Here is a 23,911-nt window from a genome sequence, read left to right as displayed (position 1 = left end):
CGGTACCGGCGCCGACCACCGCTCAGGGGCGGGGTGCCACCGTGAGACGGACGCGGTGGTCGGCGCCGGAGACCGGGGTGACCTCGACGGTCGCCGGGACCCCGTCGATCCGGCACGCGACCGTCGCGCCCTCGGGCACCGGCGGGCAGCGCGGGGACAGGAGCACCGCGTCCTGGCCCGCAGCGCGCAGCGGGTCGCGCACGGCGGACATCAGGACCCCGGCCGACGTGTCGGTCCCGGTCGGGCCGGGGCCGGGGACGACCACGTCCAGCTCCGCGACGCCGTCGGCGGACACCGGGACGTCCCAGCGGGTCCGCACGACCTCCTGCGGGGTGCGCCCGCGGTAGCCCTCCACCCACGTCCCGTCGACGCGCACGGTGCGCCAACCGTGGCGGTCCTCGTCGTCGTGCATCCGGCAGCCGAGGACCGTCCAGGACCGGGCAGTCGGCGGTGCCGCCGGAGTGCTCCCGGCCCGTCGCCGCCTCGACCGGCAGCGCCGCGCCCTCGGCCGGCGACGGCAGCGGTTCGCGCTGCGCCCACAGCACCAGCGCGGTCGGGAGACCACGACGAGGACGGTGAGCGGCAGCCACCACCGGGGTGGGCGGGGTCGATGGTGCACGGGGACGGCCTGTCCGGCCGACCGGGACCGGCCGGAACTCCACAGAACCACCGGGCCCTATCCTCACCTCATGGGTGACGCGGCGGAACGGTGGCGGGAACGCCAGCTCGGCCGCGGGATCCCCGACCACGTCCTCCGGTACGCCCCCGCCGACCCGTGGACCCACGACCCCGCCGACTTCACCCCGCCCGCGGAGCCGGCCGACACGCCGTCGCACCGGGCGGCGCGGGCGATCGCCGAGCGTGCCGCCGCGTGGACCTGCGCCGGGGCGTCGGTGCTCGACGTCGGCTGCGGGGGCGGGGACGCCGTGTTCGGAGCGGCGTGGCCCGAGCCGTCGCCGGTGGCGCGGGTGGTCGGCGTCGACCGGCAGGCCGACATGCTGGCGGTGTTCGCCGCGGCGGCTCGCGCCCGGGGCCTGCCCCACGGCACCGTGCACGGCAGCTGGCCCGACGCGGCCGGGGACGCCGGGCGGCACGACGTCGTCGTCTGCCACCACGTGCTGCACAACGTCGTCGACCTGCCCCCGTTCCTCGCCGCGCTGACCGGCGCCGTCCGCACCCGCGGCGGGATCGGCGGCGTCGTGGTCGAGATGCTGACCGAGCACCCGCTGGCCTGGCTGGACCCGCTGTGGGAGCGCTTCCACGACGTGGTCCGGCCGCCGTCGGCGACCCACGACGACGCCGTCGCGGTGCTGCGCGAACAGCAGGGCGTCGCGCCGGAGGTCCTGACCTGGACCCGTGCGGCCCGCCTGCCGCACGACGCCGCCTGGGTCACCCGTCGGCTCTGCCTGCCCGCCGACCGCGTCGAGGAGGTCGCCGCCGCGCTGGTGGACCTCCCGCCGCGGCGCACCGACGCCGTCACCCTGACCTGGTCGCCCTGAGCGGGGGGCCCCGGTGAGTCTGGAACTGATGCTCGGCATCTCCGCGGGGGTGCTGCTGCTCGGCGTGCTCGCGGTGCGCGTCTCGGTGCGGCTCGGCCTGCCGTCGCTGCTGCTCTACCTGGGCATCGGCGTGCTGCTCGGCGAGTCCGTGCTGGGCATCCGGTTCGACGACACCGGCCTCACCGAGTCCCTCGGCCTCACCGCGCTCGTGCTGATCCTCACCGAGGGCGGGCTCACCACCCGCTGGTCGGCGGTGCGGCCCGCGCTCGGGCTCGGGCTGCTGCTGTCGACGCTGTCGGTGCTGGTGTCGATCGCCGTCGCGGGCGGGCTGCTGCACCTGCTGCTCGACCTGGAGTGGCGCACCGCGCTGCTGTGGGGCGCGGTGCTGTCCTCCACCGACGCCGCAGCGGTGTTCTCCGTGCTGCGCGGGGTCGCCGTCCCGCAACGGCTCGCCGGGACCCTGGAGCTCGAGTCCGGGATGAACGACGCGCCGGTGGTGATCGCCGTCGTCGTCCTGGCCGGGACCGAGGCCATCAGCTGGACGACGCCGCTGCTGGTCGTCTACGAGCTCGTCGCGGGCGCCGTCGTCGGTGTGCTGCTCGGGCTGGGCGCGGCCTGGGCGCTGCGCCGCGCCGCGCTGCCGTCGACCGGCCTGTACCCGCTCGCGGCGATCGCGTCCTGCCTGCTGGCTTTCGCCGCCGGGCAGGGTGTGCACGCCTCGGGGTTGCTCGCCACCTACTGCGCCGCGCTGGTGCTGGGCAACTCCCGGCTGCCGCACCGCAGCGGCGTCGTCTCCTTCGCCGAGGGCACCGGGTGGATCGCCCAGATCGGGCTGTTCGTGCTGCTCGGCCTGTACGCGGTGCCCGAGCGGCTGCCCGCCGCCGTGGTGCCCGCGCTGATCTGCGCGGCGGTCGTCCTGCTCGCCGCGCGGCCGCTGTCGGTGGCCGCCGCCGCACTGCCGTTCCGGGTGCCCTGGCGCGAACAGGCGTTCCTGTCCTGGGCGGGGCTGCGCGGAGCCGTGCCGATCGTGCTCGCCCTCGTCGCGGTCACCGAGGGCGGCGGCCAGAACCAACGGCTGGTCGACGTCGTGTTCGTGCTGGTCGTGCTGCTCACCCTGGTCCAGGGCACCAGCCTGCCCTGGGTGGCGCGGCTGCTCGGGGTGGTCTCGCGCACCGACACCCGCGGCGTCGAGGTCGACGCCGCCCCGCTCGACGAGGTCGACGCCGAACTCCTGCAGGTGAAGGTGCCCCCCGGGTCCCGGCTGCACGGCGTCTACCTGCGCGAGCTGCGGCTGCCCCGCGGGGCCACGGTCAGCCTGGTCGTACGCGACGCCGAGGCGTTCTCCCCGGGCGGGGACACCCGGCTGCGCGAGGGGGACCAGTTCCTCGTCGTCAGCACCCGGGAGAACCGGGAGGACACCGAGCGGCGGATCCGCGACGTCGACCGCGGCGGCAAACTGGTCCGCTGGCACGAGGGCCGGGGCCGGCCGAGCGGGCGGGCCGGCTGACCGGCCGGTCGGCGGTGTCGGGGCGACCCGCATAATCACGGGTGTGAGTGCCGACCCCCCACCCCCCACCGCGCCGATCGACCCCGCCGTACGACGGCGCGGTGTGGCGCTGCTGGCGGGCATCGCCGCGGTGTGGCTGGCGCTCGACCTCGTCACCAAGATCGCCGCCGTCGCCACGCTGGAGGGGCAGCGGCCGGTCACCGTGATCGACGGGTTCTTCTACCTCACGCTGCTGCGCAACCCGGGCGCCGCCTGGTCCATGGCCACCGGCTACACCTGGGTGCTGACGATCGTCGCCGTGGTCGTCGTCGGCGTGATCATCCGGATCGCGCGGCGGCTCGCCTCGACCGGCTGGGCGATCGGCCTCGGCCTGGTCCTCGGCGGTGCGCTGGGCAACCTGGTCGACCGGTTCTTCCGCGCGCCCGGGCCGATGCGCGGGCACGTCGTGGACATGCTGGCCTTCTTCTCCCCGGACGGGAGCGTCTTCCCCGTGTTCAACATCGCCGACACCGGCATCGTGTGCGGCGGCATCCTGCTGGTGCTGATGGCCGTGCGCGGCATCGAGATCGACGGGAGCCGCGAACGTGGGTGAGGTACGCAGCATGCCGGTGCCCGACGGGCTGGACGGCATGCGGATCGACGCCGGGCTGTCCCGGCTGCTGGGCCTGTCCCGGACCGTCGTCGCGACCCTGGCCGAGTCCGGCCGGATCTCGGTCGACGGCCGCGAGGCCGGCAAGTCCGACCGGCTGCCCGGCGGGTCCTGGCTGGAGGTCGAGCTGCCCGACGCCCCGGCGCCCGCGGTCATCGAGGGTCCGGCGGAGGTCGTCGCGGGCCTGACGGTGCTGCACTCCGACGACGACATCGTCGTCGTCGACAAGCCGGTCGGGGTGGCCGCGCACGCCTCCCCGGGCTGGACCGGGCCGACCGTGACCGGCGGGCTCGCCGCGCTCGGGTTCCGGCTGTCCACCTCCGGCGCCGCCGAGCGGCAGGGCATCGTGCACCGGCTCGACGTCGGCACCACCGGGGTGATGGTCGTCGCCACCTCCGAGCACGCCTACACCGAGCTCAAGCGGGCCTTCAAGGAACGCACCGTCGACAAGCGCTACCACGCCGTCGTGCAGGGGCACCCGGACCCGTCGTCGGGCACGATCGACGCCCCGATCGACCGGCACCCGCGCCACGACTACCGGTTCGCGGTGATGCAGAGCGGCAAGCCCAGCGTCACCCACTACGACACCATCGAGGCGTTCCGTTCGGCGAGCCTGCTCGACGTGCACCTGGAGACCGGGCGCACCCACCAGATCCGGGTGCACTTCTCCGCACTCCGCCACCCCTGCGTCGGCGACATCACCTACGGCGCCGACCCGACGCTGGCCAAGCGGGTCGGGCTGTCCCGGCAGTGGCTGCACGCCCGCACGCTCGGGTTCGCCCACCCCGCCGACGGTCGGCACGTCGAGTTCACCAGCCCCTACCCGGCCGACCTCGACGCGGCGCTGGACGTCCTGCGGGACTGAGCGGCGTGAGGGGGCTGAGCACCCGCGCGCTCGCGTGGATCGCCGCGGTCATGGCGGTGGTGTTCCTCGGCGCCGTCTGGGCCGCCGGGTCCGGGCCGTCGGCCGGGCCCCCGGCGGCGACGGGGTCGGTGCGGCTGGGTCCCGACCCCGGCCAGGACGTCGCCGGCTACCTCGCCGGGCTGCCCGCGACGCTGCCCGCACCGGGGGTGTCCGTGCCCGCGCTCGTGCAGTTCACCCGCCCGCTGGCCCCGTCCGACGCCGCGGCCGCGGGCTCCGGGACGACGACCACGACCGCGGTGTTCCGGGTGCCGTTCGACCGGGTGCAGACCGCGCTGCGGTTCGAGCCGGTCACCGGCACCGGGGACCCGTCGGCCGCGCTCGGCGTCGCCCGGGAGCGGGCCGCCTACGCCGCCGAGGCCGACGCCGACCGCGCCACCCGCGACGGTGGGGGAGCGGCCACCCCGGAGGCCCGCGCGGCACTGACCCGGCGGGCCGCCGTGGCCGCCGCCGAGCGACGCGCGCTCGCCGACCCGGGCTGCGCCTGCGTGGTCGCGCTGGTCGTGACCGCCGACCGGGCCGGGCTCGAGGCGCTCGCCGCGCGCCCGGGCGTGCGCGGCGTGCAAGCCGCGCCGGCCGGGACCAGCGCACCGGAACTCGCGCTGTCGCCGCTGCTGCCCGAGCAGACCACCACCGCGAGCCCGCCGCCCGACGACGGTCCCGTCCCCTGAGCCGCGCTCGTCCCCGGGCCGCGTTCCCGGCCCTCGTCAGGTCCTGGCCCTCGTCAGGCCCGGGTCCTCGTCCGACCCGGGCCCCGGCCGGCCGCGGACCTCGTCCGGCCTCGCGGTCTCCGGCCGGCCCCCGGCCTCCGGGCACCCCCCGGGCTTCCACCCGCCCGGGCCCGGGCCCGTCCGGCCGCGCGGCCACGGTCGCCCCGGCTGCCCGCCCATGATCAGCACGACCGAGCCGATCGGTGCCGGACGTGGCACCGATCGCTGCACAGACGTCGATCACGGGGTCGCTGCTCCGGTCCCGGCCCGGCAGCCCGGCCATGATCGCCGTGATGGAAGTGATCGGTGCCGGATGGGGCACCGATCGCTGCACGCGTGGCGATCATGAGCCCGACGGTGCCCGGGGTCCGCGGATCCCCTGGCCGCAGTGCACGGCGGTCGCCGGCGCCGGGTCCCGGGGGACCGGTCAGCCCAGCACCCCGCGCTCGCGCAGCACCCGCACGGCCCGGGCGGCGCCCTCCCATCGGTGGGCGTCCCAGCCGTGCGCGGACGCGGCGCGGACGTTGTCGACGCGGTCGTCGAAGAACAGCACCTGCTCCGGTGCGGTGCCGAACTCGACGTCGGCGCGCCGGAAGATGTCCTGCGACGGTTTCGCGGCGCCCACGTCGGCGGAGAACAGCAACCGGTCGAACGGGCTGCTCCAGGCCGCGGCGCGCACCGCGGAGGCCAGCCCGCGCGGCGCGTTGGACAGCACGGCGAGGCGCACCCGGGCCCGCGCGAGGTCGGCGATCAGCATCGACGACGACGGCGGCAGTGTCGACCAGAACGTGACGTCCACCCGCTCGGCGGCGTCCATCCGGGCGCGCTCGGGTGCCAGGCCCAGGTCGGCGCAGACGGCGGTCCAGTAGCGGTCCGGCGGGTCGCCCAGGTCGTGCCGGGCGCGGTGGCGCCAGTACGCCTCGCGCAGCACGGGTTCGGGTACGGCGAACACCCCGGCCAGCCGGCGCTCCAGGCCCACGGACGGCACCAGCACCTCACCGAGGTCGAACACCACCGTGGTCGGCGGTGTCGTCGGCTCGGGGGCGGTGGGCATCGTGGCCCGACCCTAACCCGCCGCCGGACCGTCCGCGACACGCCGTCGTCCGGGGTGGACAGGGGGTGAGCAGGCCCGACACGCGGAGCCCGATCGTGCCCGGCCGCCGTCGCCGAAACCGTCGGACCCCACCGTTACGCTGGGCCCCTCACCGATCCGGTCGGTCCGGACCCGCAGGGTCCACCGGCTCCGGCGAGCGGGCCCCGCCAGGTCCGCGCACCGGCGCCGATGTCCCTGCCCGTCCGCGCCGCCGGCCCGGTGTCGGCACGTCCGCCCCGACGGGCGTGCGCACCAGCGGAGGTCCGCGCCGTCCCAGCGGCGCGGGAGAGGAGCGCGGGACACACATGGGCAGTGCCGGATCCGGGAGTCGCTCCTTCGTTCATCTGCACACGCACACCGAGTTCTCGATGCTGGACGGTGCCGCCCGGCTCGACGACCTGTTCTCCGAGGCCGCCAAGCACGAGATGCCGGCCATCGCGATGACCGACCACGGCAACGTCTACGGCGCCTTCGAGTTCTGGCGCAAGGCGAAGGCGCACGACGTCAAGCCGATCATCGGCATGGAGGGCTACCTCGCGCCCGGGTCGCGGCACGAGCGCAAGCGCACCGCGCTGGGCAACGGCAGCGAGAACAACCCCGACCTCATGTACACCCACATGACGCTGCTCGCGGAGAACACGGAGGGGATGCACAACCTCTTCCGGCTCTCCTCGCTGGCCAGCCTCGAGGGCTACTACTACAAGCCGCGTATGGACCGCGAGCTGCTGGAGAAGTACGGCAAGGGCCTGATCGCGACGACGGGCTGCCCGTCCGGCGAGGTCGCGCGCCTGCTCCAGCAGCACGACTTCGACGCCGCCTGCCAGGCCGCGAGCGACTACCGCGACATCTTCGGGAAGGACAACTTCTTCCTGGAGCTGATGGACCACGGCATCGAGATCGAGAAGCGGGTCCAGGAGGACCTGTTCCGGCTCAAGGACAAGCTCGACCTGCCCGGCCTCGCGACGAACGACCTGCACTACACCTACCCCGACGACACCAAGGCGCACGAGGTGCTCCTCTGCGTCCAGACCGGCAAGACCCTCGCGGACCCGAACCGGTTCAAGTTCGACGCGCAGGACTTCTACCTCAAGTCCGCCGCCGAGATGCGCCAGCTCTGGGACCCGATCCACCCCGAGGCCTGCGACAACACGCTGCTCGTCGCCGAGCGCTGCAACATCGACTTCACCACCGGCCAGGACCTCCAGCCCAAGGCGCCCGTCCCCGAGGGGGAGACCGAGGAGTCCTGGCTGATCAAGGAGGTCGAGCGGGGACTGCACATGCGGTTCCCCGACGGCGTCACCGAGAAGTACCGGCAGCAGGCCAACTACGAGGTCGGCGTCATCATCAAGATGGGCTACCCCGGCTACTTCCTGGTGACCGCGGACCTCATCCAGCACGCCAAGTCGGTCGGCATCCGCTGCGGCCCCGGCCGTGGCTCGGCGGCGGGCTCGCTGGTCGCCTACGTCCTGGGCATCACCGACCTCGACCCGATCCGGCACAAGCTGATCTTCGAGCGGTTCCTGAACCCGGACCGTGTGTCGATGCCCGACATCGACATGGACTTCGACGAGCGGCGGCGCGGCGAGATGATCCGCTACGTCACCGAGAAGTACGGCGAGGACCGGATCGCGCAGATCATCACCTACTCGACGATCAAGGCGAAGGCCGCGATCAAGGACTCGGCGCGGGTGCTGTTCGGCCAGCCCGGCTACTCCGTCGCCGACCGCATCTCCAAGGCCATGCCGCCCGCGGTGATGGGCAAGGACATCCCGCTGTCGGGCATCTTCGACCCGTCGCACAAGCGGTACTCCGAGGCGACCGAGGTCCGCGCCCTCTACGAGGCGGACCCGCAGGTCAAGGAGATCGTCGACACCGCGCGGGGCCTCGAGGGACTGAAGCGGCAGTGGGGCGTGCACGCCGCGGGCGTGATCATGTCCTCGACGCCGCTCATCGACGTGATCCCGATCCAGCGCCGCGAGTCCGACGGCGCGATCATCACGCAGTTCGACATGGGCGTCTGCGAGACCATCGGCCTGCTGAAGATGGACTTCCTGGGGCTGCGCAACCTCACCATCCTCGACGACGCCCTGGAGAACATCGAGCTCAACGGCAAGCCCGCCGTCGACCTGGACGAGGTCGAGCTCGACGACCGCAAGACCTACGAGCTGCTCTCCCGCGGGGACACCCTGGGTGTGTTCCAGCTCGACGGCGGCCCGATGCGGGATCTGCTGCGCCGCATGGCGCCCAGCGAGTTCGAGCACATCTCCGCGGTCGGCGCGCTGTACCGCCCGGGCCCGATGGGGGCGAACGCGCACAACGACTACGCCGACCGCAAGAACGGCCGGCAGGAGATCACGCCGATCCACCCGGAGCTGGCCGAGCCGCTCAAGGACGTCCTCGGTGAGACCTTCGGCCTGATCGTGTACCAGGAACAGGTCATGTCCATCGCGCAGGTGCTGGCGGGCTACACGCTCGGCCAGGCGGACCTGCTCCGCCGCGCGATGGGCAAGAAGAAGAAGGAGATCCTGGACAAGGAGTACGCCGGCTTCGCCCAGGGCATGAAGGACAACGGCTACTCCGCCGACGCCGTCAAGACTCTCTGGGACATCCTGCTCCCGTTCTCCGACTACGCCTTCAACCGCGCCCACTCCGCCGCCTACGGCGTGGTGTCCTACTGGACGGCCTACCTCAAGGCGAACTACCCGGCCGAGTACATGGCCGGCGTGCTCACCTCGGTGCGCGACGACAAGGACAAGGCCGCGGTCTACCTGGCGGAGTGCCGCCGGATGGGCATCACGGTCCTCCCGCCCGACGTCAACGACTCGGTGCGCAACTTCGCGCCGGTCGGCGACGACATCCGCTTCGGCCTCGGCGGCATCCGCAACGTCGGGCACAACGTCGTCGACGCGATCGTCGCCGCGCGGCGGGAGAAGGGGAACTTCGTCGACTTCTCCGACTTCCTGCGCAAGGTCGACGCGGTCGTCTGCAACAAGAAGGTCGTCGAGTCGCTGATCAAGGCGGGCGCGTTCGACTCGCTCGGCCACTCCCGCAAGGGCCTGCTGCTCGTGCACGCCGACGCCATCGACGCGGTGATGAGCACCAAGAAGGCCGCCTCGCTGGGCCAGTTCGACCTGTTCGGGTCGCTGGACGGCCCGGGCGAGGGCGACGACGGCGGTCTCGGTGGCATCTTCGACGTGAAGGTGCCCGACGAGGAGTGGGACACCAAGCACAAGCTCGCCGTCGAGCGGGAGATGCTCGGCCTCTACGTGTCCGGGCACCCGTTGCAGGGCCTCGAGCAGGCGCTCGCCGCGAAGTCCGACACCTCGATCGCCGACATCGTCGAGGGCTCGGTCGCCGAGGGTGCGCAGGTCACCGTCGGCGGCATCCTCGCCAACGTCAACCGCCGGGTGAACAAGAACGGCGAGCCGTGGGCGTCGGCGCAGATCGAGGACCTCGCCGGCGGCATCGAGGTGCTGTTCTTCCCGCGGGCGTACCAGGTGGTCGGCGTCGACGTCGCCGAGGACGCGATCGTGCTGGTCAAGGCGCGGGTCAACAAGCGCGACGACCGCGTCTCGCTGATCGCGAACGACCTCGCGGTGCCCGAGCTGGCCACCGGCGAGGCCGGGCTGCCGATCCGGGTCAGCCTGCGCACCGACCAGTGCACCCCCGAGCGCGTCGCGAAGCTCAAGGAGGTGCTGACCCACCACCCCGGTACCTCCGAGGTGCACCTGACCCTGGTCTACGGCACGAAGATGACGGCCCTGCGGCTGGATGACTCGCTCAAGGTCATGCACACCTCGGCGCTGATGGGGGACCTGAAGGCCCTGCTCGGCCCCGGCTGCCTCGGCGGCTGACCGCCCACACCCCTCCCCGGGCGTCCACACCCGTTGCCACGGGTGTGGGCGCCGGGCAACGGTTGTGGGTGCGGCGCCGACCGGTCCGTGCCGCCGGCGCGCGACGGGTGGCCCGGGTGTGGCGGGGTGTCGCGGTGGGCAGGGCTCAGGCCCGGCGGGCCAGGTCGGCCCAGGCTGCGCGGGCGGGGGCGTCCCAGCGCTCGTGCAGCGTGGTGAACAGCTCCGCCGCGCGGGACCCGGCCCACTGCTCGGGCAGCAGCTCGGCGGGCAGCTCGGGGTCCAGGAACGGGAACCGTCGCCAGGCGTGGACCAGGCGGACCTGGCGGGCGAGGACGTCGCCGCCGTCGTGGGCGGCGGGCCCGGCGGCGCCCGGGGCCGAGGTGGCGGCGGCTGCGGAGGACGCGTCGGAGGCCGGGTCGAGGTGGGGGCCGAACTCGTCGAGGAACTCCGAGTAGGCCCGTTCCACGACGTCGAGGTCCCAGGCCTGGGCCACGATGTCGTCGGCGCGGCCGATGCCGCCGTAGTGCCCGACGAAGGAGTACCCGGACCCGGCGAGGTCGAGCTCGTCGAGCACCGCCGCGACCCGGGCCTCCTTGCCGGGGTCGGGGCTGACCCACACCCCGGGGGCGGGGGAGCCCAGCCCGGCCCAGGCCAGCCGGGTGCGCAGCCGGTGGCGCAGGCGTCGGCGGGATTCCGGGACCGAGGCGAGCAGGACCAGCCAGCGGCCGTCCCAGCCGGTCGTCGGACGGCCGAAGCCGTAGATGCGGGCGGCGCCGTCGGACAGCAGCTCCGACCCGGCGGGGGTGAGCGACCAGCGGACCCGGCGGCCGTCGCGGTCGGAGGTCAGCAGACCCTCGCCCGCGGTGCGGGCCAGCGCCTGGCGGGCCGACTTGGCCTCCACCCCGAGCGCTCCGAGCACGTCGAGCAGGGCCCGGGTCCAGACCGGTTCCCCGGCCGGGAGGACGAACTCGCCCAGCACGGTGAGCAGCAACGATCGTGCGGAGGTCTGCCCGAGCTCGCGACGGCGCAGGGCCGACCCGTCGGGCCCCTCCGGCTCGTACACGGAGTCGGGCGTGGCCATGGTCGGGCCAGCGTAGAGGGTCGGCACTAACGTGGGCGTCCGTGACCACCGCAGGCCCCGGGCGTGTCCCGGACCCGACCCTCTCCGGATCCCCGCTCGACACGGGGGCACTGCTCGCCACCGACCGGGACCACGTCTGGCACCCCTACGCGCCGATGCCGGCGACCCGGGCGCCGATCGTCGTGGAGTCCGCGCAGGGGGTGCGGCTGAGGCTGCCCGACGGCCGTGAGCTCGTCGACGGGATGTCGTCGTGGTGGTCGGCCATCCACGGCTACCGTCACCCGCGGCTCGACGCGGCGGTGCGCGACCAGCTCGGCCGGATGAGCCATGTGATGTTCGGCGGCCTGACCCACGGCCCGGCCGTCGACCTGGCCCGGCTGCTCGTGGACGTCAGCCCGGAGGGGCTGGAGCACGTGTTCCTGGCCGACTCCGGTTCGGTGTCGGTCGAGGTCGCCATCAAGATGTGCCTGCAGTACTGGCGGTCCCGCGGCCGGCCCGGCAAGCACCGGCTGATGACGTGGCGGCGCGGCTACCACGGCGACACCTTCGGCGCGATGAGCGTCTGCGACCCCGACGGCGGCATGCACTCGCTGTGGTCCGACGTCCTCCCGCAGCAGGTGTTCGCCGACGCCCCGCCGGAGGACTTCACCCACGACTACGTCGCCCACCTCGCCGAGCTCGTCGAGACCCACGCCGACGAGCTGGCCGCGGTCGTCGTCGAGCCGGTGGTGCAGGGCGCCGGGGGGATGCGCTTCCACGACCCCCGCTACCTGCACGTGCTGCGCGAGCTGTGCCACGCCCACGACGTGCTGCTCGTGTTCGACGAGATCGCCACCGGCTTCGGCCGCACCGGCGAGCTGTTCGCGGCCGACCATGCCGCCGTCGCCCCGGACGTGATGTGCGTCGGCAAGGCGCTGACCGGCGGCTACCTGACGATGGCCGCGACCCTGTGCAGCACCCGGGTGGCCCGCGGCATCACCGACGGCGAGGCCGGCGTGCTCATGCACGGGCCGACGTTCATGGGCAACCCGCTCGCCGCCGCCGTCGCCCACGCCTCGGTGTCGCTGCTGCTCGAACGTGACTGGCGGCGCGAGGTGAAGGAGGTCGCCGCCGGGCTACGCGCCGGGCTGGCCCCCGCCCGGTCGCTGCCGGGCGTGCGGGAGGTCCGGATCCTGGGCGCGATCGGTGTCGTCGAGATGGCCGAGGAGGTCGACGTCGCCGCCGCGACCGCCGCCGCGGTGCTCGCCGGGGTCTGGCTACGGCCCTTCCGCAACCTCGTCTACGCGATGCCGCCGTTCGTCAGCACCCGCGACGACGTGGCGCTGATCGCCGCCGGGATGCGGGCCGCAGCCCTTGCCGGGCAGCGGGACCAGCGCTGAGACCGTGATCCGGACCACCGATCCGGTGGACTTCGGTGTGTTCCACCTCACGTTACGCAGAGGTGAACGGCGCTGACCGGGCGTTTCGTCGTGGACGTCCGAAACGATGAGAAGCGCTCTCATCATGATCCGTTTCCGTGGTCGGGGTGAAACGGTGTCGGCCGATCGCATTCGTCCGGCCGGCCGCACCCGCTCCGCCGGTCGCGCACCGCGCGACCCGCCTCAGTCGACCGCACCGTCGCGGTCCGGCGCCCCCCACGGACCGACACGGAGGATCCGGTGCCCACGCGCAGTCACTCCAGCACCACCAGCCCCACCAGTAACACCGAACACCGTGTGGAGGACCACGAGCACGCCCCGGCCGAGTCCGGCCGCGGTGAGCACTCGCCCCCGGGCGGCTCCTGGTTCGGCCGCACGTTCCCGCACGCCCGGGCGGATTTCTCCGCCTCGATCGTCGTGTTCCTCGTGGCGGTGCCCCTCTCGCTGGGCATCGCCGTCGCCTCCGGCGCCCCGATCCTGGCCGGCCTCATCGCCGCCGTCGTCGGTGCCGTCGTCGCCGGTCTGCTCGGCGGCTCCAGGCTCCAGGTCTCCGGTCCCGCCGCCGGTCTGACCGTCATCGTCGCCGAGCTGGTCAACACCTTCGGCTGGCAGGTCACCACGCTGATCACCGCGGGCGCCGGTGTCCTGCAGATCGTCTTCGGGCTGACCCGGCTGTCCCGGTTCGCCCAGGCCATCCCGCCCGCCGTCGTGCACGGCATGCTCGCGGGCATCGGCGCCACCATCGCCCTCGGCCAGCTGAACGTCGTGTTCGGTGGTCAGGCGCAGACCGGCGGCGTCAACTCGATCGCCGCGCTGCCCGGCGCGATCGCGAACCTGTCCTGGCCCGCACTGCTCCTCGGCGGCATCGTCATCGCGATCATGCTGACCTGGAACCGGCTGCCCGCGAAGCTGACCGTCGTCCCGGCCGCGCTCGTCGCGATCGTCACGGCCACCGTCGTCTCCCTCGCCTTCGCCGACGTCGTCCGGGTGCAGCTGGGGGGCTCGCTCCTGGACGCGCTGTCGCTGCCAGCGCTGCCGGAGTCGAACTGGGGCGGCGTGCTGTTCGGCATGCTGACCATCGCGCTGATCGCGAGCGTCGAGTCGCTGCTGTCCGCCGTCGCGGTGGAGCGCATGAGGCCCGGGACCCGTACCGACACCGACCGCGAGCTGCTCGGCCAGGGTGCGGCCAACACCGTCTCCGGCATGATCGGCGGCCTGCCCATCACCGGCGTGATCGTCCGGTCCGCCGCGAACGTCAAGGCCGGTGCCGAGACCCGCGCGTCGGCGGTGCTGCACGGCGTCTGGATCGCGTTGTTCGCGATCGTGCTGATCGGCGTCATCGAGCTCATCCCGATGGCCGCGCTGGCCGGTCTGCTGGTCATGATGGGTGTCGGGCTGGTCAAGCCGGCCGAGATCCGCACCGCGCGGCAGCACGGTGAGCTGGCCATCTACGCCGCCACCCTGCTCGGCGTCGTGTTCCTGAACCTGCTCGAGGGCGTCGTCCTCGGGCTGGTCCTGGCCGGGCTGATGCTGCTCTGGCGCGCCGTCCGGTCCCGCCCGCACCTGGAGCAGGCCGACGACGGCAGCTGCGAGCTCGTCGTCGAGGGCTCGCTGAGCTTCCTGGCCGTGCCGCGGCTGTCCCGCGAGCTGAACTCCGTCCCGCGCGGCTGCGACGTCACCGTCCGGCTGGTCACCGACTACCTCGACCACGCCGCCTACGACCACCTGCTCGCCTGGAAGGCCCGCCACGAAGGCACCGGCGCCACCGTGACCGTGATCGAGCCCGAGCAGGCCCGCCGCACCGCCGCGCCCGGCGCCGGCTTTCTGACCTGGGGCGAGTGGCAGGGCGGGGAGACCGAGGGGCACGCGTCGGGGACGCTGATGGCGGGCGTCGCCGCGTACCACGACAACACCTCCGAGGCGATCCTCCCGACCATGACCGGGCTCGCCGACGGGCAGTCCCCGTCCGCGATGATGATCACCTGCGCGGACTCCCGGGTGCTGCCGCACGTCATCACCCACAGCGGCCCGGGCGACGTGTTCACGGTGCAGAACGTCGGCAATCTCGTCGTCGGGCCCGGCACCGCGGCCGCCGTCGAGTTCGCCACCGGCACCCTCGACGTCCCGATCGTCGCCGTCTGTGGCCACTCCGGCTGCGGCGCGATGCAGGGGCTGCTCGCCGGCGGCGCGAACGGGGACTCCGCGCTCGGCCAGTGGCTGCGCGAGGCGCGGCCGGTGCTGCGTGCCTACGAGAACGGTCACCCGGTCGCTGTCGCCGCCGCGCAGGACGGTTTCGGCGAGGCCGACCAGTTGGCGATGGTGAACGTCACGATGCAGCTGGAGATGCTGCGGGCGCAGGACTCCGGCGCCGAGGTGCTGGGCCTGTTCTACGACATCCGCAGCGCCCGTGTGCTCGTCCTCGACGAGGCCGCGGGCCGGTTCGTCGAGCCCCGCGCCGACCTCGGCGCCGGGGGCTCGGACCTCGACCGGATCGCCGCCGGGCACGGGCACGGGGCCACCGCCGCCGCCCGCCGGCTGCTGAAGGTCTGAGCCCGCGCATCCGGGAACAATCCGCACCCACGACGTCGTTGGGGACCGTATGGCCACCGTGGAACTGACCACCGACAACTTCGACGACGTCGTGGGCGCGCCCGGGACGACCGTGCTCATCGACTTCTGGGCGTCCTGGTGCGGGCCGTGCACCCAGTTCGCCCCCGTCTACGACGCCGCCTCCGAGAAGCACCAGGACGTGACCTTCGGCAAGGTCGACACCGAGGCCCAGCAGGCGCTGGCCGGCGCGTTCGGGATCTCCTCGATCCCGACCGTGATGGCCGTCCGCGACGGCGTGGTGCTCTACTCCGAGCCGGGCGCGCTGCCCGCCGAGGCCCTCGAGGACCTCATCGGTCAGGTGAAGGCGGTCGACATGGACGAGGTCCGTGCCGCCGTCGCCGAGCAGGAGAAGCAGCAGGGCGAGGCGCCGCAGGCCTGACCCGGCGTCCGCACGACCCACGGAGCCCCGCACACCCCAGGGTGGGCGGGGCTCCGTCGTGCCTAGGGTGTGGGCGTGACCGGCCCCGACCCGACGCCGCCCGGACCCCGCCCGCTGGCCTGGCTCGACACCCACGCCCGCGCCCGAACCGAGGCCGGTCTGCGCCGCAGGCTGTCCCCGCGTCCGGCCGGTCCCGCGGGCGGGCCCGCGCTCGACCTCGCCGGCAACGACTACCTCGGGCTCTCGACCGACCCGCGGGTCGTCGCCGGGGCGACCGAGGCGCTGCGTACCTGGGGTGCGGGCGCCACCGGGTCACGGCTGGTCACCGGCTCGACCGCGCTGCACGCCGAGCTGGAGGCCGAGCTCGCCGCGTTCTGCGGACACGACGACGCCCTGGTGTTCTCCTCCGGCTACACCGCCAACCTCGGGGTGGTCACCGCGCTCACCGGCCCCGGCGCGCTGATCGTGTCCGACGCCGCCGCGCACGCCTCCCTGGTCGACGCCTGCCGGCTCTCCCGGGCCCGGGTGGTCGTCGTGCCGCACGCCGACGTCGACGCCGTCGACGCCGCGCTGGCCGCCCGCACCGAGACCCGCGCGCTCGTCGTCACCGACTCGGTCGGGTCCGCCGACGGCGACCTCGCCCCGCTCGCCGCGCTGCACCGGGTCTGCCGGGCCCGCGGCGCGGTGCTGCTCGCCGACGAGGCCCACGGTCTCGGGGTACGCGGTCCGGGCGGGCGTGGCCTGCTCGCCGAGACCGGGCTGGCCGGGGCGGACGACGTCGTCGCCACCGTGACCCTGTCCAAGGCGCTCGGCAGCCAGGGCGGTGCGGTACTCGGCCCGGCCGCGGTCACCGCGCACCTGGTCGACTCCGCGCGCTCGTTCATCTTCGACACCGGCCTCGCCCCCGCCGCGACGGGCGCGGCGCTGGCCGCGCTGCGGGTGCTCGCCTCCGAGCCCGAGCGGGCCGCGGACGTGCTGCGGGTCGCCGGTGCGCTCGCCGCCGCCTGCGACGCGGCGGTGCCGGTGTCCGCGGTCGTCCCGGTGGTGCTGGGCGAGCCCGGCCCCGCGGTCGCCGCGGCCGCCGCCTGCCTGCGACGCGGTCTGCGGGTGGGCTGCTTCCGGCCGCCGTCGGTCCCGCCGGGCACGTCCCGGCTGCGGCTCACCGCCCGCGCCGGGCTGACCGGGGCGCAGCTGTCGTTCGCGACCGGCGTGCTCGCCGAGGTGCTCGCCGACGCCCGGACGGGGGCCCCGGCGTGACCGGGCGGTTCGTGGTCGTCACCGGTACCGGCACCGGGGTCGGCAAGACCGTCGCCACCGCCGCGCTGGCCGCCGTCGCGGTCGCGGCGGGGGAGCGGGTGGCGGTGCTCAAGCCCGCCCAGACCGGGGTCGGCCCGGACGACCCCGGCGACGTCGACGAGGTCGCCCGCCTCGTCCCCGAGGTCACCACCCGGGAGCTGGCCCGCTACCCCGACCCGCTGGCCCCGGCGACCGCGGCCCGGCGCTGCGGGGCGCGCCCGGTGACCCCGGAGCAGGCCGCGGCGACCGCGCGGACGCTGGCCGACCACCACGACCTCGTCCTCGTCGAAGGTGCGGGTGGGCTGCTGGTCCGGTTCACCGACGAGGGCGGCACCCTCGCCGACGTCGCCCGGCTGCTCGACGCCCCGGTCGTGGTGGTCGCGGCGGCCGGGCTCGGCACGCTCAACCACACCGCGCTCACCGTCGAGGCGCTCCGGGTGCGCGGCCTGACCTGCGCGGGGATCGTGATCGGGTCCTGGCCGGCGGAGCCGGACCTGGCCGAGCACTGCAACCTCCAGGACCTGCCGATGATCACCCGGGTGCTGGTCCGGGGCCTGCTGCCCGAGGGCCTCGGACGGGTGACACCGGACCGTTTCGCCGCGGTGGCCCGGGACACACTGGGTCCGATCCAGCCGGGTGACTGGCAAGATCCACGGGCATGACGACCGCCCGGACCGACGTCCTCACCGTCGCGCGTGACCAGGTCCTCGACCAGGGTCGCGGCCTCACCGTCACCCAGGTGCGCGAGGTGCTCGACCTGCCCGACGACCGTCTCGACGACCTGCTCGAGCTGGCCCACCAGGTGCGGATGCGCTGGTGCGGGCCGGACGTCGAGGTCGAGGGGATCATCTCGCTCAAGACCGGCGGGTGCCCGGAGGACTGTCACTTCTGCTCCCAGTCGGGCCTGTTCGCCTCGCCGGTGCGCTCGGCCTGGCTGGACATCCCGATGCTCGTCGAGGCCGCCAAGCAGACCGCGAAGACCGGGGCCACCGAGTTCTGCATCGTCGCCGCCGTCCGCGGGCCCGACGAGCGGCTCATGTCCCAGGTCGCCGCCGGCATCGCGGCGATCCGGGACGAGGTCGACATCAACATCGCCTGCTCACTGGGGATGCTCACGGCCGAGCAGGTCGGCGAGCTCGCCGCGATGGGCGTGCACCGCTACAACCACAACCTTGAGACCGCCCGCAGCCACTTCCCGAACGTGGTCACCACCCACACCTGGGAGGAGCGCTGGGACACCCTGCGCATGGTCCGTGAGGCCGGCATGGAGGTGTGTTGCGGCGGCATCGTCGGGATGGGGGAGACCCTGGACCAGCGCGCCGAGTTCGCCGGGCAGCTCGCCGAGCTGGAGCCCGACGAGGTGCCGCTGAACTTCCTCAACCCGCGCCCGGGCACCCCGTTCGGGGACCTGGAGCCGATGTCCGGGCCGGACGCCCTGCGCACCGTCGCCGCGTTCCGCCTGGCGCTGCCGCGCACGATCCTGCGCTTCGCCGGTGGCCGCGAGATCACCCTCGGCGACCTGGGCGCCCGCAAGGGCCTGCTCGGCGGGATCAACGCGGTGATCGTCGGGAACTACCTGACGACCCTGGGGCGTCCGGCCGAGTCCGACATCGACCTGCTCGGCGAGCTGGAGATGCCGATCAAGGCCCTCAACGAGACGCTGTGACGGCGCCGGTGGGCACGCCGACCCGCGAGGACGGGGACCGGTACTGCGACCAGTGCGGGTCGCCGGACCCCGCGGCCGGGCACGACCGGTGCGCGGCGCGCCGCGAGCTGGAGCCGCCGCGGTTCTGCCCGGACTGCGCACGGCGGATGGTGGTGCAGGTCCACCCGGTCGGCTGGACGGCCCGGTGCAGCCGGCACGGCGAGCGCGCCTCGTCCTGACCCGCCGCCGCGCGCGGCCCCCGCGGTGGCGGGGGCCGCGCCGGTGTCCGCGCAGGTCAGGGCTTGATCAGGACCTTCAGCGCCTCGCGGTCGTTCATCGCGCGGTAGCCGTCGGGGACCTCGTCGAGACCGATGGTGCGGTCGAAGACCCGTCCGGGCTGGATGCGGCCCTCCAGCACGTCGGGCAGCAACTCCTCGATGTAGGCGCGCGCCGGGGCGACGCCACCGTGCACGCCGACGTTGCGCATGAACTCGCCGACGCCGAGCGGGATGTCGGAGTACTGCGAGACGCCGACGCGACCGACCAGCCTGCCGTCCTTGGTCACCTCGATGGCGGTGCGGATCGCCTCCACGTAGCCGACGCACTCCAGCGCGGCGTCCACGCCGTCGCCGCCGGTCAGCTCGCGCACCTTCTCGACCGCCTCGTCGCCACGCTCTGCCACGACGTCGGTGGCGCCGAACTCGCGGCCCAGGTCGGTGCGGTCGGTGTGCCGGCCGAGCAGGATGATCCGTTCGGCGCCGAGGCGCTTCGCCGCGAGCACCGCGCACAGCCCGACCGCGCCGTCGCCGACGACGGCCACGGTGTCCCCGCGGCGGACCCGCGCCGAGACCGCGGCATGGTGGCCGGTGGAGAACACGTCGGACAGGGTGAGCATCGACGCGAGCAGCGCGTCGTCCGGCTCGCCCGGCATCGGGACCAGGGTGCCGTCGGCGAACGGGACGCGCACCGCCTCGCCCTGACCGCCGTCGGTGCCGTCGGAGCCCCAGCCGCCGCCGTGCCGGCACGAGGTCTGCAGCCCCTGCGCGCAGAAGTCGCAGGTGTTGTCGGCCCAGACGAACGGTGCGACGACGAGCTGGCCCGCAGTGCGGTTCCGCACCCCGGACCCGACCTCCTCGATCACGCCGAGGAACTCGTGGCCGATCCGGTCGCCCTGCGGGTTGTCCTCGGCCGAGTTGTACGGCCACAGGTCGCTGCCGCAGATGCAGGAGCGCAGCACGCGCACGATCGCATCGGTGTCGTCACGGATGACCGGGTCCGGTACGTCGGACGAGACCCGTATGTCGTGCGTGCCGTGGATCAGAGTCGCCTTCATACCCTCGGGCTTCCCGTATGCGGAACCGTTCATGCGCGCCCGGTGGTCGTGACGTGCCGCACGTGCGGCAGGCTGGGCGGCATGGCGATCAACTGGGGCTCGGTGCTGCGCAAGGCCGCGGATCTGGCGGTGCAGTTCCTGAAGGACTCGCAGAAGGACGGACGGGCCCCGCGGCGCGGCCACGGCGGCGGCGCCCGGCCCGGCCCGCCGCCGACGGCCGGGCGGGTACGCACCGCGCCCACCGGCGACCGTGCCCGGGAGGTCACCTACGCCCCCGAGCCCGACGGGGCCGCGGACCCCGGCGAGATCGTCTGGACCTGGGTGCCCTACGAGGAGGACGCGAGCCAGGGCAAGGACCGGCCGCTGCTGGTCGTCGGGCGCTCGGCCGGCGAGCTGCTCGCGCTGATGCTGTCCAGCCAGGACAAGCGGGCCCACGACCCGGACTGGGTCGGGATCGGCTCCGGCGCCTGGGACCGCGAGGGCCGCGACTCCTACATCCGGCTCGACCGGGTGCTGGAGGTCGAGGAGCACGGCATCCGCCGGGAGGGCGCGGTGCTGGACCGGGCACGGTTCGACCGGGTCGCGGACGAGCTGCGGGCGCGCTACGGCTGGCGCTGAAACCCGGGTGCGCCGCACGGGCGCACCCGGTACCGTCGCCGTCATCATGAGGCACTGACGACCCCCTCGACCGCGGACGCGGCACACGCCCCTGCGGTCCTCCTCCGTCTCCACCGGAGTCGTCGTCGTGTCATCGACCGAGCAGGTCCACGCCGTCACCGCCCGCGGGCTGGTCCGTTCCCACGCCACCCGCGCCGGCCGTCCGCCGGTGCTCGACGGCGTCGACCTCGTCGCCGCGCCGGGCACCCGGGTCGGCCTGATCGGGGAGAACGGCTCGGGCAAGTCCACACTGCTGCGGCTGCTCGCCGGCGTCGACACCCCGGACGGCGGGACGCTCACGGTTCCCGCGGACCGGGTGTACCTGCCGCAGGAACCCGACCTGGGCGACGGGGGGACCGTGGGCGACCTGCTCGACGCGGCGCTGCGCCCGCTGCACGACGCCGTCGCCGAGCTGGAGCGCCTGGCCGCCGGTCTGGCCGACGGCAGCGGCGCCGCCGCCTACGACCGGGTGCTGGCCTGGGCGATCGCCCACGACGCGTGGGACGCCGACCGGCGCGCCGAGGTCACCGCGGGCACGCTCGGTGTCGCCGACCTGGAGCGGGACCGGCCGGTCGCGACCCTGTCCGGGGGCGAGCGCACCCGGCTCGCGATGGCCGCCGCCCTGGTCCGCCGCCCCGCGGTGCTGCTGCTCGACGAACCCACCAACCACCTCGACGACGCCGCCCTGGAGCTGCTGGAACGCTCGCTGGTGGAGCTGCCCGGCGTCGTCGTCGCAGCGAGCCACGACCGCACCTTCCTCGACCGGGTCTGCACCGAGCTGCTCGATCTCGACGCCGGCGAGCTCGGCACCGACGGGTACGGCGGGCGCCGGTTCGGAGGCTCGTTCACCGAGTACCTCGACGCCGCCGCGGCGAGCCGCCGCCGCTGGGAGGAGCGCTTCGCCGCGGAGCAGGAGGAGATCGCCGCGCTGCGGGAGAAGGCGCGGGCCGGGCTGTCGACGATCGCCCCCGGGCGCGGGCCGCGCGACAACGACAAGTTCATCCACGCCTTCAAGGGGGCGGGCGTCGAACGCACCCGGGCCCGCCGGGTCCACGACGCGCAGCGCCGCCTGGAGGTCGCCGAGCGCGAGGCGGTCCGCAGGCCGCCCCGGCCGCTGGAGTTCGCCGGGCACCTCACCGGCGACGCCGCGGCCGGCGGGCTCGCCGTGTGCGTGCGGGACCTGCGGGTCGACGGCCGGCTGCGGCTCGACCTGCTCGACCTGGCCGTGGGGGAGAAGCTGCTGGTCACCGGCCCGAACGGGGCCGGGAAGTCGACCCTGCTGGCGGTCCTGCACTCCGACCTCGCACCGGACGCGGGCACCGTGGACGTGCGGGCGCGCCGGGTCGGGCTGCTGGCCCAGGACCCCGACGTCGGCCCGCCCGACCGCAGCGCCGCGACCGCCTACGCCGACGCCGTCGGCGTGCAGCGGGCGGAGACCGTCCCGCTGCGCGAGCTGGGGCTGCTGCACCCGCGTGAGCACGGCACCGCGGTCGGAGAGCTCAGCCTCGGCCAGCGGCGGCGGCTGGCGCTGGCCGTCGCCGTCGCCGACGCCCCGGACCTGCTGCTGCTCGACGAGCCGACCAACCACGTCTCGCTGCGGCTGGCCGGGGAGCTGGAGTCGGCGCTCGGCACTGCGCCGGGGAGCGTCGTCGTCACCTCGCACGACCGGTGGCTGCGCCGGCGCTGGGAGGGGCCGCACCTCGCCGTCGGCGGGTGAGCTCAGTTCGGGCTGTGCTCGTCGGAGAACGACCCGAGCGGCGCGGGCACCGCCCGCAGGGTCTCCAGCAGGCCGCGCTCGCGGGCGAACAGCCTGCGGATCTCCCGGAGCCGCTGCACCGCGCTGGTCTGCTCCAGCAGGAGCTGGCGGTCGCCCAGGGGCAACAGGCAGTCCCCGGCCAGCAGGTGCGCGAGGTCGGCGGTGGGGGTGTCGGCGGCGGGCTCGGACCAGTCACCGGTCCGCCACGCGGTGTCGCAGTACTCGCGGTGCGCCGCGCGGGCGGAACGCTCCAGCATCGCCACCAGCCGCGGGTCGGCCTCGTCGCCGGTGTCGTCGGGCAGGAACTCGACCTCGCCGCTGAGGTAGGAGTGCGAGCCCGTGTCGAGGTCGAGCAGCCGGAAGCGGCGGGCCCCGCGGGTGACGACGTCGTAGCGGCCGTCGGGTAGCCGGCGGGCGTCGATGAGCACCGCCGTGCAGCCGACGGCGTGCATCCCGGAGGCCCCGGAGCGGTCCGGCGAATGGCCCTCGCGCACCGCGACGACACCGAACTCGCGGTCGGGGACGGCACCGGTGAGGAGGTCGACGGTGAGCTGGCGGTAGCGGGGCTCGAAGATGTGGAGGGGAAGCGCCGCACCCGGCATCAGCACCGTCCCCAACGGGAACAGCGGAAGCATGGCGGACACCGGCTCACGGTAGTACGCCGTCGCGGGGCCCGCCGGGTCGCGCAGGTGGCCGGAGCACGGCGAACGCGTCGGTGACGCGCATCCCGCGGTCGGTGAACCGGAACACCGCGGCCGGGCGGCCGCCGGAACGGCCCGACGGGACGACCTCCCCGGTGGGCTCCAGCAGGCCGCGACGGGTGAGGACCCGCTGCAGGTTCGTCGCCGACACCTCGTGGCCCAGCGCGGCGACGTAGTGCTCGCGCAGCGCCGAGATCGTGAACTCCGCGGGGGCGAGCGCGAACCCGAGGTTGGTGTAGGACAGCTTGGCGCGCAGGCGGTCCCGCCCCGCCGCGACGATCGCGGCGTGGTCGAACGCGGTCGCGGGCAGGTCCTCGACGTCGTGCCACGCGGTGTCCCCGGGCAGCTCGGGGTCCGCGTCGGAGGGGACCAGGCCGAGGAACGCGGTGGCGATGCGGCGCTTCCCGGACACGCGGGCCGGGTCGGAGAAGACCGACAGCTGCTCGACGTGGGCGACCTCGCGGACGTCGACCTTCTCGGCGAGCTGGCGGCGCACGGAGGTCTCGACGTCCTCGTCGGGGCCCAGGGTGCCGCCCGGCAGTGCCCAGCGTCCGGCGTCCGGGTCCAGGGCCCGCTGCCAGAGCAGGGCGCCCGCCCGGCCCTCCCGGATCCTGAGCACGACGGCGAGGACCTCGTGCAGGGCGGGTGGCGGTGTCACGGGGCCAGCCTAGGGCGGACCGGCCGCGGCACCGGGACGTGACGGCGGGGTGTCCGTCGGGTGAGGTCCCGGTCACGACGGAGGTGCCGGTGGCGCGCGAGCGGTGCTACCATCCGACCAGTTTCCGCCCGCTAGGCGAAAAC

General features: G+C 74.5%; 21 protein-coding genes. 15 read left to right on the top strand and 6 right to left on the bottom strand.

The window, feature by feature from the left end:
• Nucleotides 1–22: 22 nt before the first annotated feature.
• Complete coding sequence (locus tag DMP15_RS20090) at nucleotides 23–412, bottom strand: hypothetical protein (protein WP_073573913.1); 390 nt, start codon at nucleotides 410–412, stop codon at nucleotides 23–25.
• Nucleotides 413–689: 277 nt separating this feature from the next.
• Here DMP15_RS20090 and DMP15_RS20085 point away from each other — a divergent pair, with 277 nt between their 5' ends.
• Genes DMP15_RS20085 through DMP15_RS20065 form a run of 5 tightly spaced genes read left to right on the top strand, consistent with a single transcriptional unit; the run spans nucleotide 690 to nucleotide 5,248 of the window.
• Nucleotides 690–1,499, top strand: coding sequence for a class I SAM-dependent methyltransferase (locus DMP15_RS20085; RefSeq protein ID WP_179760353.1), 810 nt, complete (start codon nucleotides 690–692; stop codon nucleotides 1,497–1,499).
• Between the two features lie 28 nt (nucleotides 1,500–1,527).
• The gene (locus DMP15_RS20080) at nucleotides 1,528–3,006 is read left to right on the top strand and encodes a potassium/proton antiporter (RefSeq protein WP_073573911.1); all 1,479 of its coding nucleotides are present in this window, start codon (nucleotides 1,528–1,530) and stop codon (nucleotides 3,004–3,006) included.
• Between the two features lie 43 nt (nucleotides 3,007–3,049).
• Complete coding sequence (lspA, locus tag DMP15_RS20075) at nucleotides 3,050–3,598, top strand: signal peptidase II (RefSeq protein ID WP_073573910.1); 549 nt, start codon at nucleotides 3,050–3,052, stop codon at nucleotides 3,596–3,598.
• Between the two features lie 10 nt (nucleotides 3,599–3,608).
• On the top strand, nucleotides 3,609–4,520 hold the full coding sequence (locus DMP15_RS20070; protein ID WP_062404557.1) for an RluA family pseudouridine synthase: 912 nt from the start codon (nucleotides 3,609–3,611) through the stop codon (nucleotides 4,518–4,520).
• Between the two features lie 5 nt (nucleotides 4,521–4,525).
• Nucleotides 4,526–5,248 carry a hypothetical protein gene (locus tag DMP15_RS20065; protein ID WP_083658015.1) on the top strand — a complete coding sequence of 241 codons (723 nt, stop codon included), beginning with the start codon at nucleotides 4,526–4,528 and terminating at the stop codon, nucleotides 5,246–5,248.
• 466 nt (nucleotides 5,249–5,714) lie between these two features.
• On the opposite strand, the gene DMP15_RS20060 is transcribed toward DMP15_RS20065, so the two are convergent.
• Nucleotides 5,715–6,341 (bottom strand): HAD-IA family hydrolase, encoded by a 627-nt coding sequence (locus DMP15_RS20060; protein WP_161152358.1) that lies wholly within the window; start codon nucleotides 6,339–6,341, stop codon nucleotides 5,715–5,717.
• A gap of 344 nt (nucleotides 6,342–6,685) precedes the next feature.
• Between DMP15_RS20060 and dnaE the strand changes: the two genes are divergently transcribed.
• Nucleotides 6,686–10,234, top strand: a complete 3,549-nt coding sequence (dnaE, locus tag DMP15_RS20055; RefSeq protein ID WP_161152357.1) for a DNA polymerase III subunit alpha — start codon at nucleotides 6,686–6,688, stop codon at nucleotides 10,232–10,234.
• Nucleotides 10,235–10,379: 145 nt separating this feature from the next.
• On the opposite strand, the gene DMP15_RS20050 is transcribed toward dnaE, so the two are convergent.
• Nucleotides 10,380–11,315: a PaaX family transcriptional regulator gene (locus tag DMP15_RS20050; RefSeq protein WP_073573906.1), complete on the bottom strand. Its 936-nt coding sequence runs from the start codon at nucleotides 11,313–11,315 to the stop codon at nucleotides 10,380–10,382.
• 110 nt (nucleotides 11,316–11,425) lie between these two features.
• On the opposite strand from DMP15_RS20050, the gene DMP15_RS20045 reads away from it, so the two are divergent.
• The 7 genes from DMP15_RS20045 to bsaP all read left to right on the top strand — a co-directional run bounded on the left by DMP15_RS20045 (nucleotide 11,426) and on the right by bsaP (nucleotide 18,902).
• Nucleotides 11,426–12,694, top strand: a complete 1,269-nt coding sequence (locus DMP15_RS20045) for an adenosylmethionine--8-amino-7-oxononanoate transaminase (protein WP_161152359.1) — start codon at nucleotides 11,426–11,428, stop codon at nucleotides 12,692–12,694.
• 279 nt (nucleotides 12,695–12,973) lie between these two features.
• A complete protein-coding gene (locus DMP15_RS20040) occupies nucleotides 12,974–15,283 on the top strand; it encodes a bifunctional SulP family inorganic anion transporter/carbonic anhydrase (protein WP_337826293.1) in 2,310 nt (769 codons plus the stop codon).
• A 49-nt stretch (nucleotides 15,284–15,332) separates the two neighbouring features.
• On the top strand, nucleotides 15,333–15,722 hold the full coding sequence (locus tag DMP15_RS20035; protein WP_020623876.1) for a thioredoxin family protein: 390 nt from the start codon (nucleotides 15,333–15,335) through the stop codon (nucleotides 15,720–15,722).
• Nucleotides 15,723–15,797: 75 nt separating this feature from the next.
• Nucleotides 15,798–16,979, top strand: a complete 1,182-nt coding sequence (locus DMP15_RS20030; RefSeq protein WP_073574072.1) for an 8-amino-7-oxononanoate synthase — start codon at nucleotides 15,798–15,800, stop codon at nucleotides 16,977–16,979.
• Nucleotides 16,976–17,680 carry a dethiobiotin synthase gene (gene bioD, locus DMP15_RS20025; protein ID WP_304580015.1) on the top strand — a complete coding sequence of 235 codons (705 nt, stop codon included), beginning with the start codon at nucleotides 16,976–16,978 and terminating at the stop codon, nucleotides 17,678–17,680. Before DMP15_RS20030 ends, bioD begins: the two co-directional genes overlap by 4 nt.
• A complete protein-coding gene (gene bioB, locus DMP15_RS20020) occupies nucleotides 17,677–18,684 on the top strand; it encodes a biotin synthase BioB (protein ID WP_073573904.1) in 1,008 nt (335 codons plus the stop codon). Before bioD ends, bioB begins: the two co-directional genes overlap by 4 nt.
• Nucleotides 18,681–18,902, top strand: a complete 222-nt coding sequence (gene bsaP, locus DMP15_RS20015) for a biotin synthase auxiliary protein BsaP (RefSeq protein ID WP_073573903.1) — start codon at nucleotides 18,681–18,683, stop codon at nucleotides 18,900–18,902. The genes bioB and bsaP overlap by 4 nt, the downstream gene beginning before the upstream one ends.
• Before the next feature lie 56 nt (nucleotides 18,903–18,958).
• Here bsaP and DMP15_RS20010 read toward each other — a convergent pair whose 3' ends face one another.
• Nucleotides 18,959–19,996, bottom strand: a complete 1,038-nt coding sequence (locus DMP15_RS20010; protein WP_073573902.1) for a zinc-dependent alcohol dehydrogenase family protein — start codon at nucleotides 19,994–19,996, stop codon at nucleotides 18,959–18,961.
• Nucleotides 19,997–20,077: 81 nt separating this feature from the next.
• Between DMP15_RS20010 and DMP15_RS20005 the strand changes: the two genes are divergently transcribed.
• Together DMP15_RS20005 and DMP15_RS20000 are read left to right on the top strand one after the other, a co-directional pair.
• Nucleotides 20,078–20,614, top strand: coding sequence for a type II toxin-antitoxin system PemK/MazF family toxin (locus DMP15_RS20005; protein WP_073573901.1), 537 nt, complete (start codon nucleotides 20,078–20,080; stop codon nucleotides 20,612–20,614).
• A gap of 127 nt (nucleotides 20,615–20,741) precedes the next feature.
• The gene (locus tag DMP15_RS20000; RefSeq protein ID WP_083658013.1) at nucleotides 20,742–22,370 is read left to right on the top strand and encodes an ABC-F family ATP-binding cassette domain-containing protein; all 1,629 of its coding nucleotides are present in this window, start codon (nucleotides 20,742–20,744) and stop codon (nucleotides 22,368–22,370) included.
• Between the two features lie 2 nt (nucleotides 22,371–22,372).
• On the opposite strand, the gene DMP15_RS19995 is transcribed toward DMP15_RS20000, so the two are convergent.
• Nucleotides 22,373–23,044: an LON peptidase substrate-binding domain-containing protein gene (locus tag DMP15_RS19995; protein WP_073574069.1), complete on the bottom strand. Its 672-nt coding sequence runs from the start codon at nucleotides 23,042–23,044 to the stop codon at nucleotides 22,373–22,375.
• A gap of 13 nt (nucleotides 23,045–23,057) precedes the next feature.
• On the bottom strand, nucleotides 23,058–23,768 hold the full coding sequence (locus DMP15_RS19990; protein WP_073573900.1) for an NUDIX hydrolase: 711 nt from the start codon (nucleotides 23,766–23,768) through the stop codon (nucleotides 23,058–23,060).
• Nucleotides 23,769–23,911: the final 143 nt, after the last annotated feature.

This window comes from Pseudonocardia sp. UM4_GMWB1, from assembly GCF_017312155.1.
Taxonomy (GTDB): Bacteria; Actinomycetota; Actinomycetes; order Mycobacteriales; family Pseudonocardiaceae; genus Pseudonocardia; species Pseudonocardia alni.
The sequence above is the reverse complement of the archived record's forward strand: the minus strand, read 5'-3'. Positions and strand labels throughout refer to the sequence as shown.

Excerpts from the sequence above, each read along its gene's own strand:
- DMP15_RS20085 (WP_179760353.1), top strand. The coding sequence starts at position 690 with ATGGGTGACGCGGCGGAACGGTGGCGGGAACGCCAGCTCGGCCGCGGG.
- dnaE (WP_161152357.1), top strand. The coding sequence starts at position 6,686 with ATGGGCAGTGCCGGATCCGGGAGTCGCTCCTTCGTTCATCTGCACACG.
- DMP15_RS20060 (WP_161152358.1), bottom strand. The coding sequence starts at position 6,341 with ATGCCCACCGCCCCCGAGCCGACGACACCGCCGACCACGGTGGTGTTC.
- DMP15_RS20035 (WP_020623876.1), top strand. The coding sequence starts at position 15,333 with ATGGCCACCGTGGAACTGACCACCGACAACTTCGACGACGTCGTGGGC.
- DMP15_RS20050 (WP_073573906.1), bottom strand. The coding sequence starts at position 11,315 with ATGGCCACGCCCGACTCCGTGTACGAGCCGGAGGGGCCCGACGGGTCG.
- DMP15_RS19995 (WP_073574069.1), bottom strand. The coding sequence starts at position 23,044 with ATGCTTCCGCTGTTCCCGTTGGGGACGGTGCTGATGCCGGGTGCGGCG.
- DMP15_RS20010 (WP_073573902.1), bottom strand. The coding sequence starts at position 19,996 with ATGAAGGCGACTCTGATCCACGGCACGCACGACATACGGGTCTCGTCC.
- DMP15_RS20005 (WP_073573901.1), top strand. The coding sequence starts at position 20,078 with ATGGCGATCAACTGGGGCTCGGTGCTGCGCAAGGCCGCGGATCTGGCG.
- bioB (WP_073573904.1), top strand. The coding sequence starts at position 17,677 with ATGACGACCGCCCGGACCGACGTCCTCACCGTCGCGCGTGACCAGGTC.
- DMP15_RS20090 (WP_073573913.1), bottom strand. The coding sequence starts at position 412 with ATGCACGACGACGAGGACCGCCACGGTTGGCGCACCGTGCGCGTCGAC.
- DMP15_RS20070 (WP_062404557.1), top strand. The coding sequence starts at position 3,609 with ATGCCGGTGCCCGACGGGCTGGACGGCATGCGGATCGACGCCGGGCTG.
- DMP15_RS20080 (WP_073573911.1), top strand. The coding sequence starts at position 1,528 with ATGCTCGGCATCTCCGCGGGGGTGCTGCTGCTCGGCGTGCTCGCGGTG.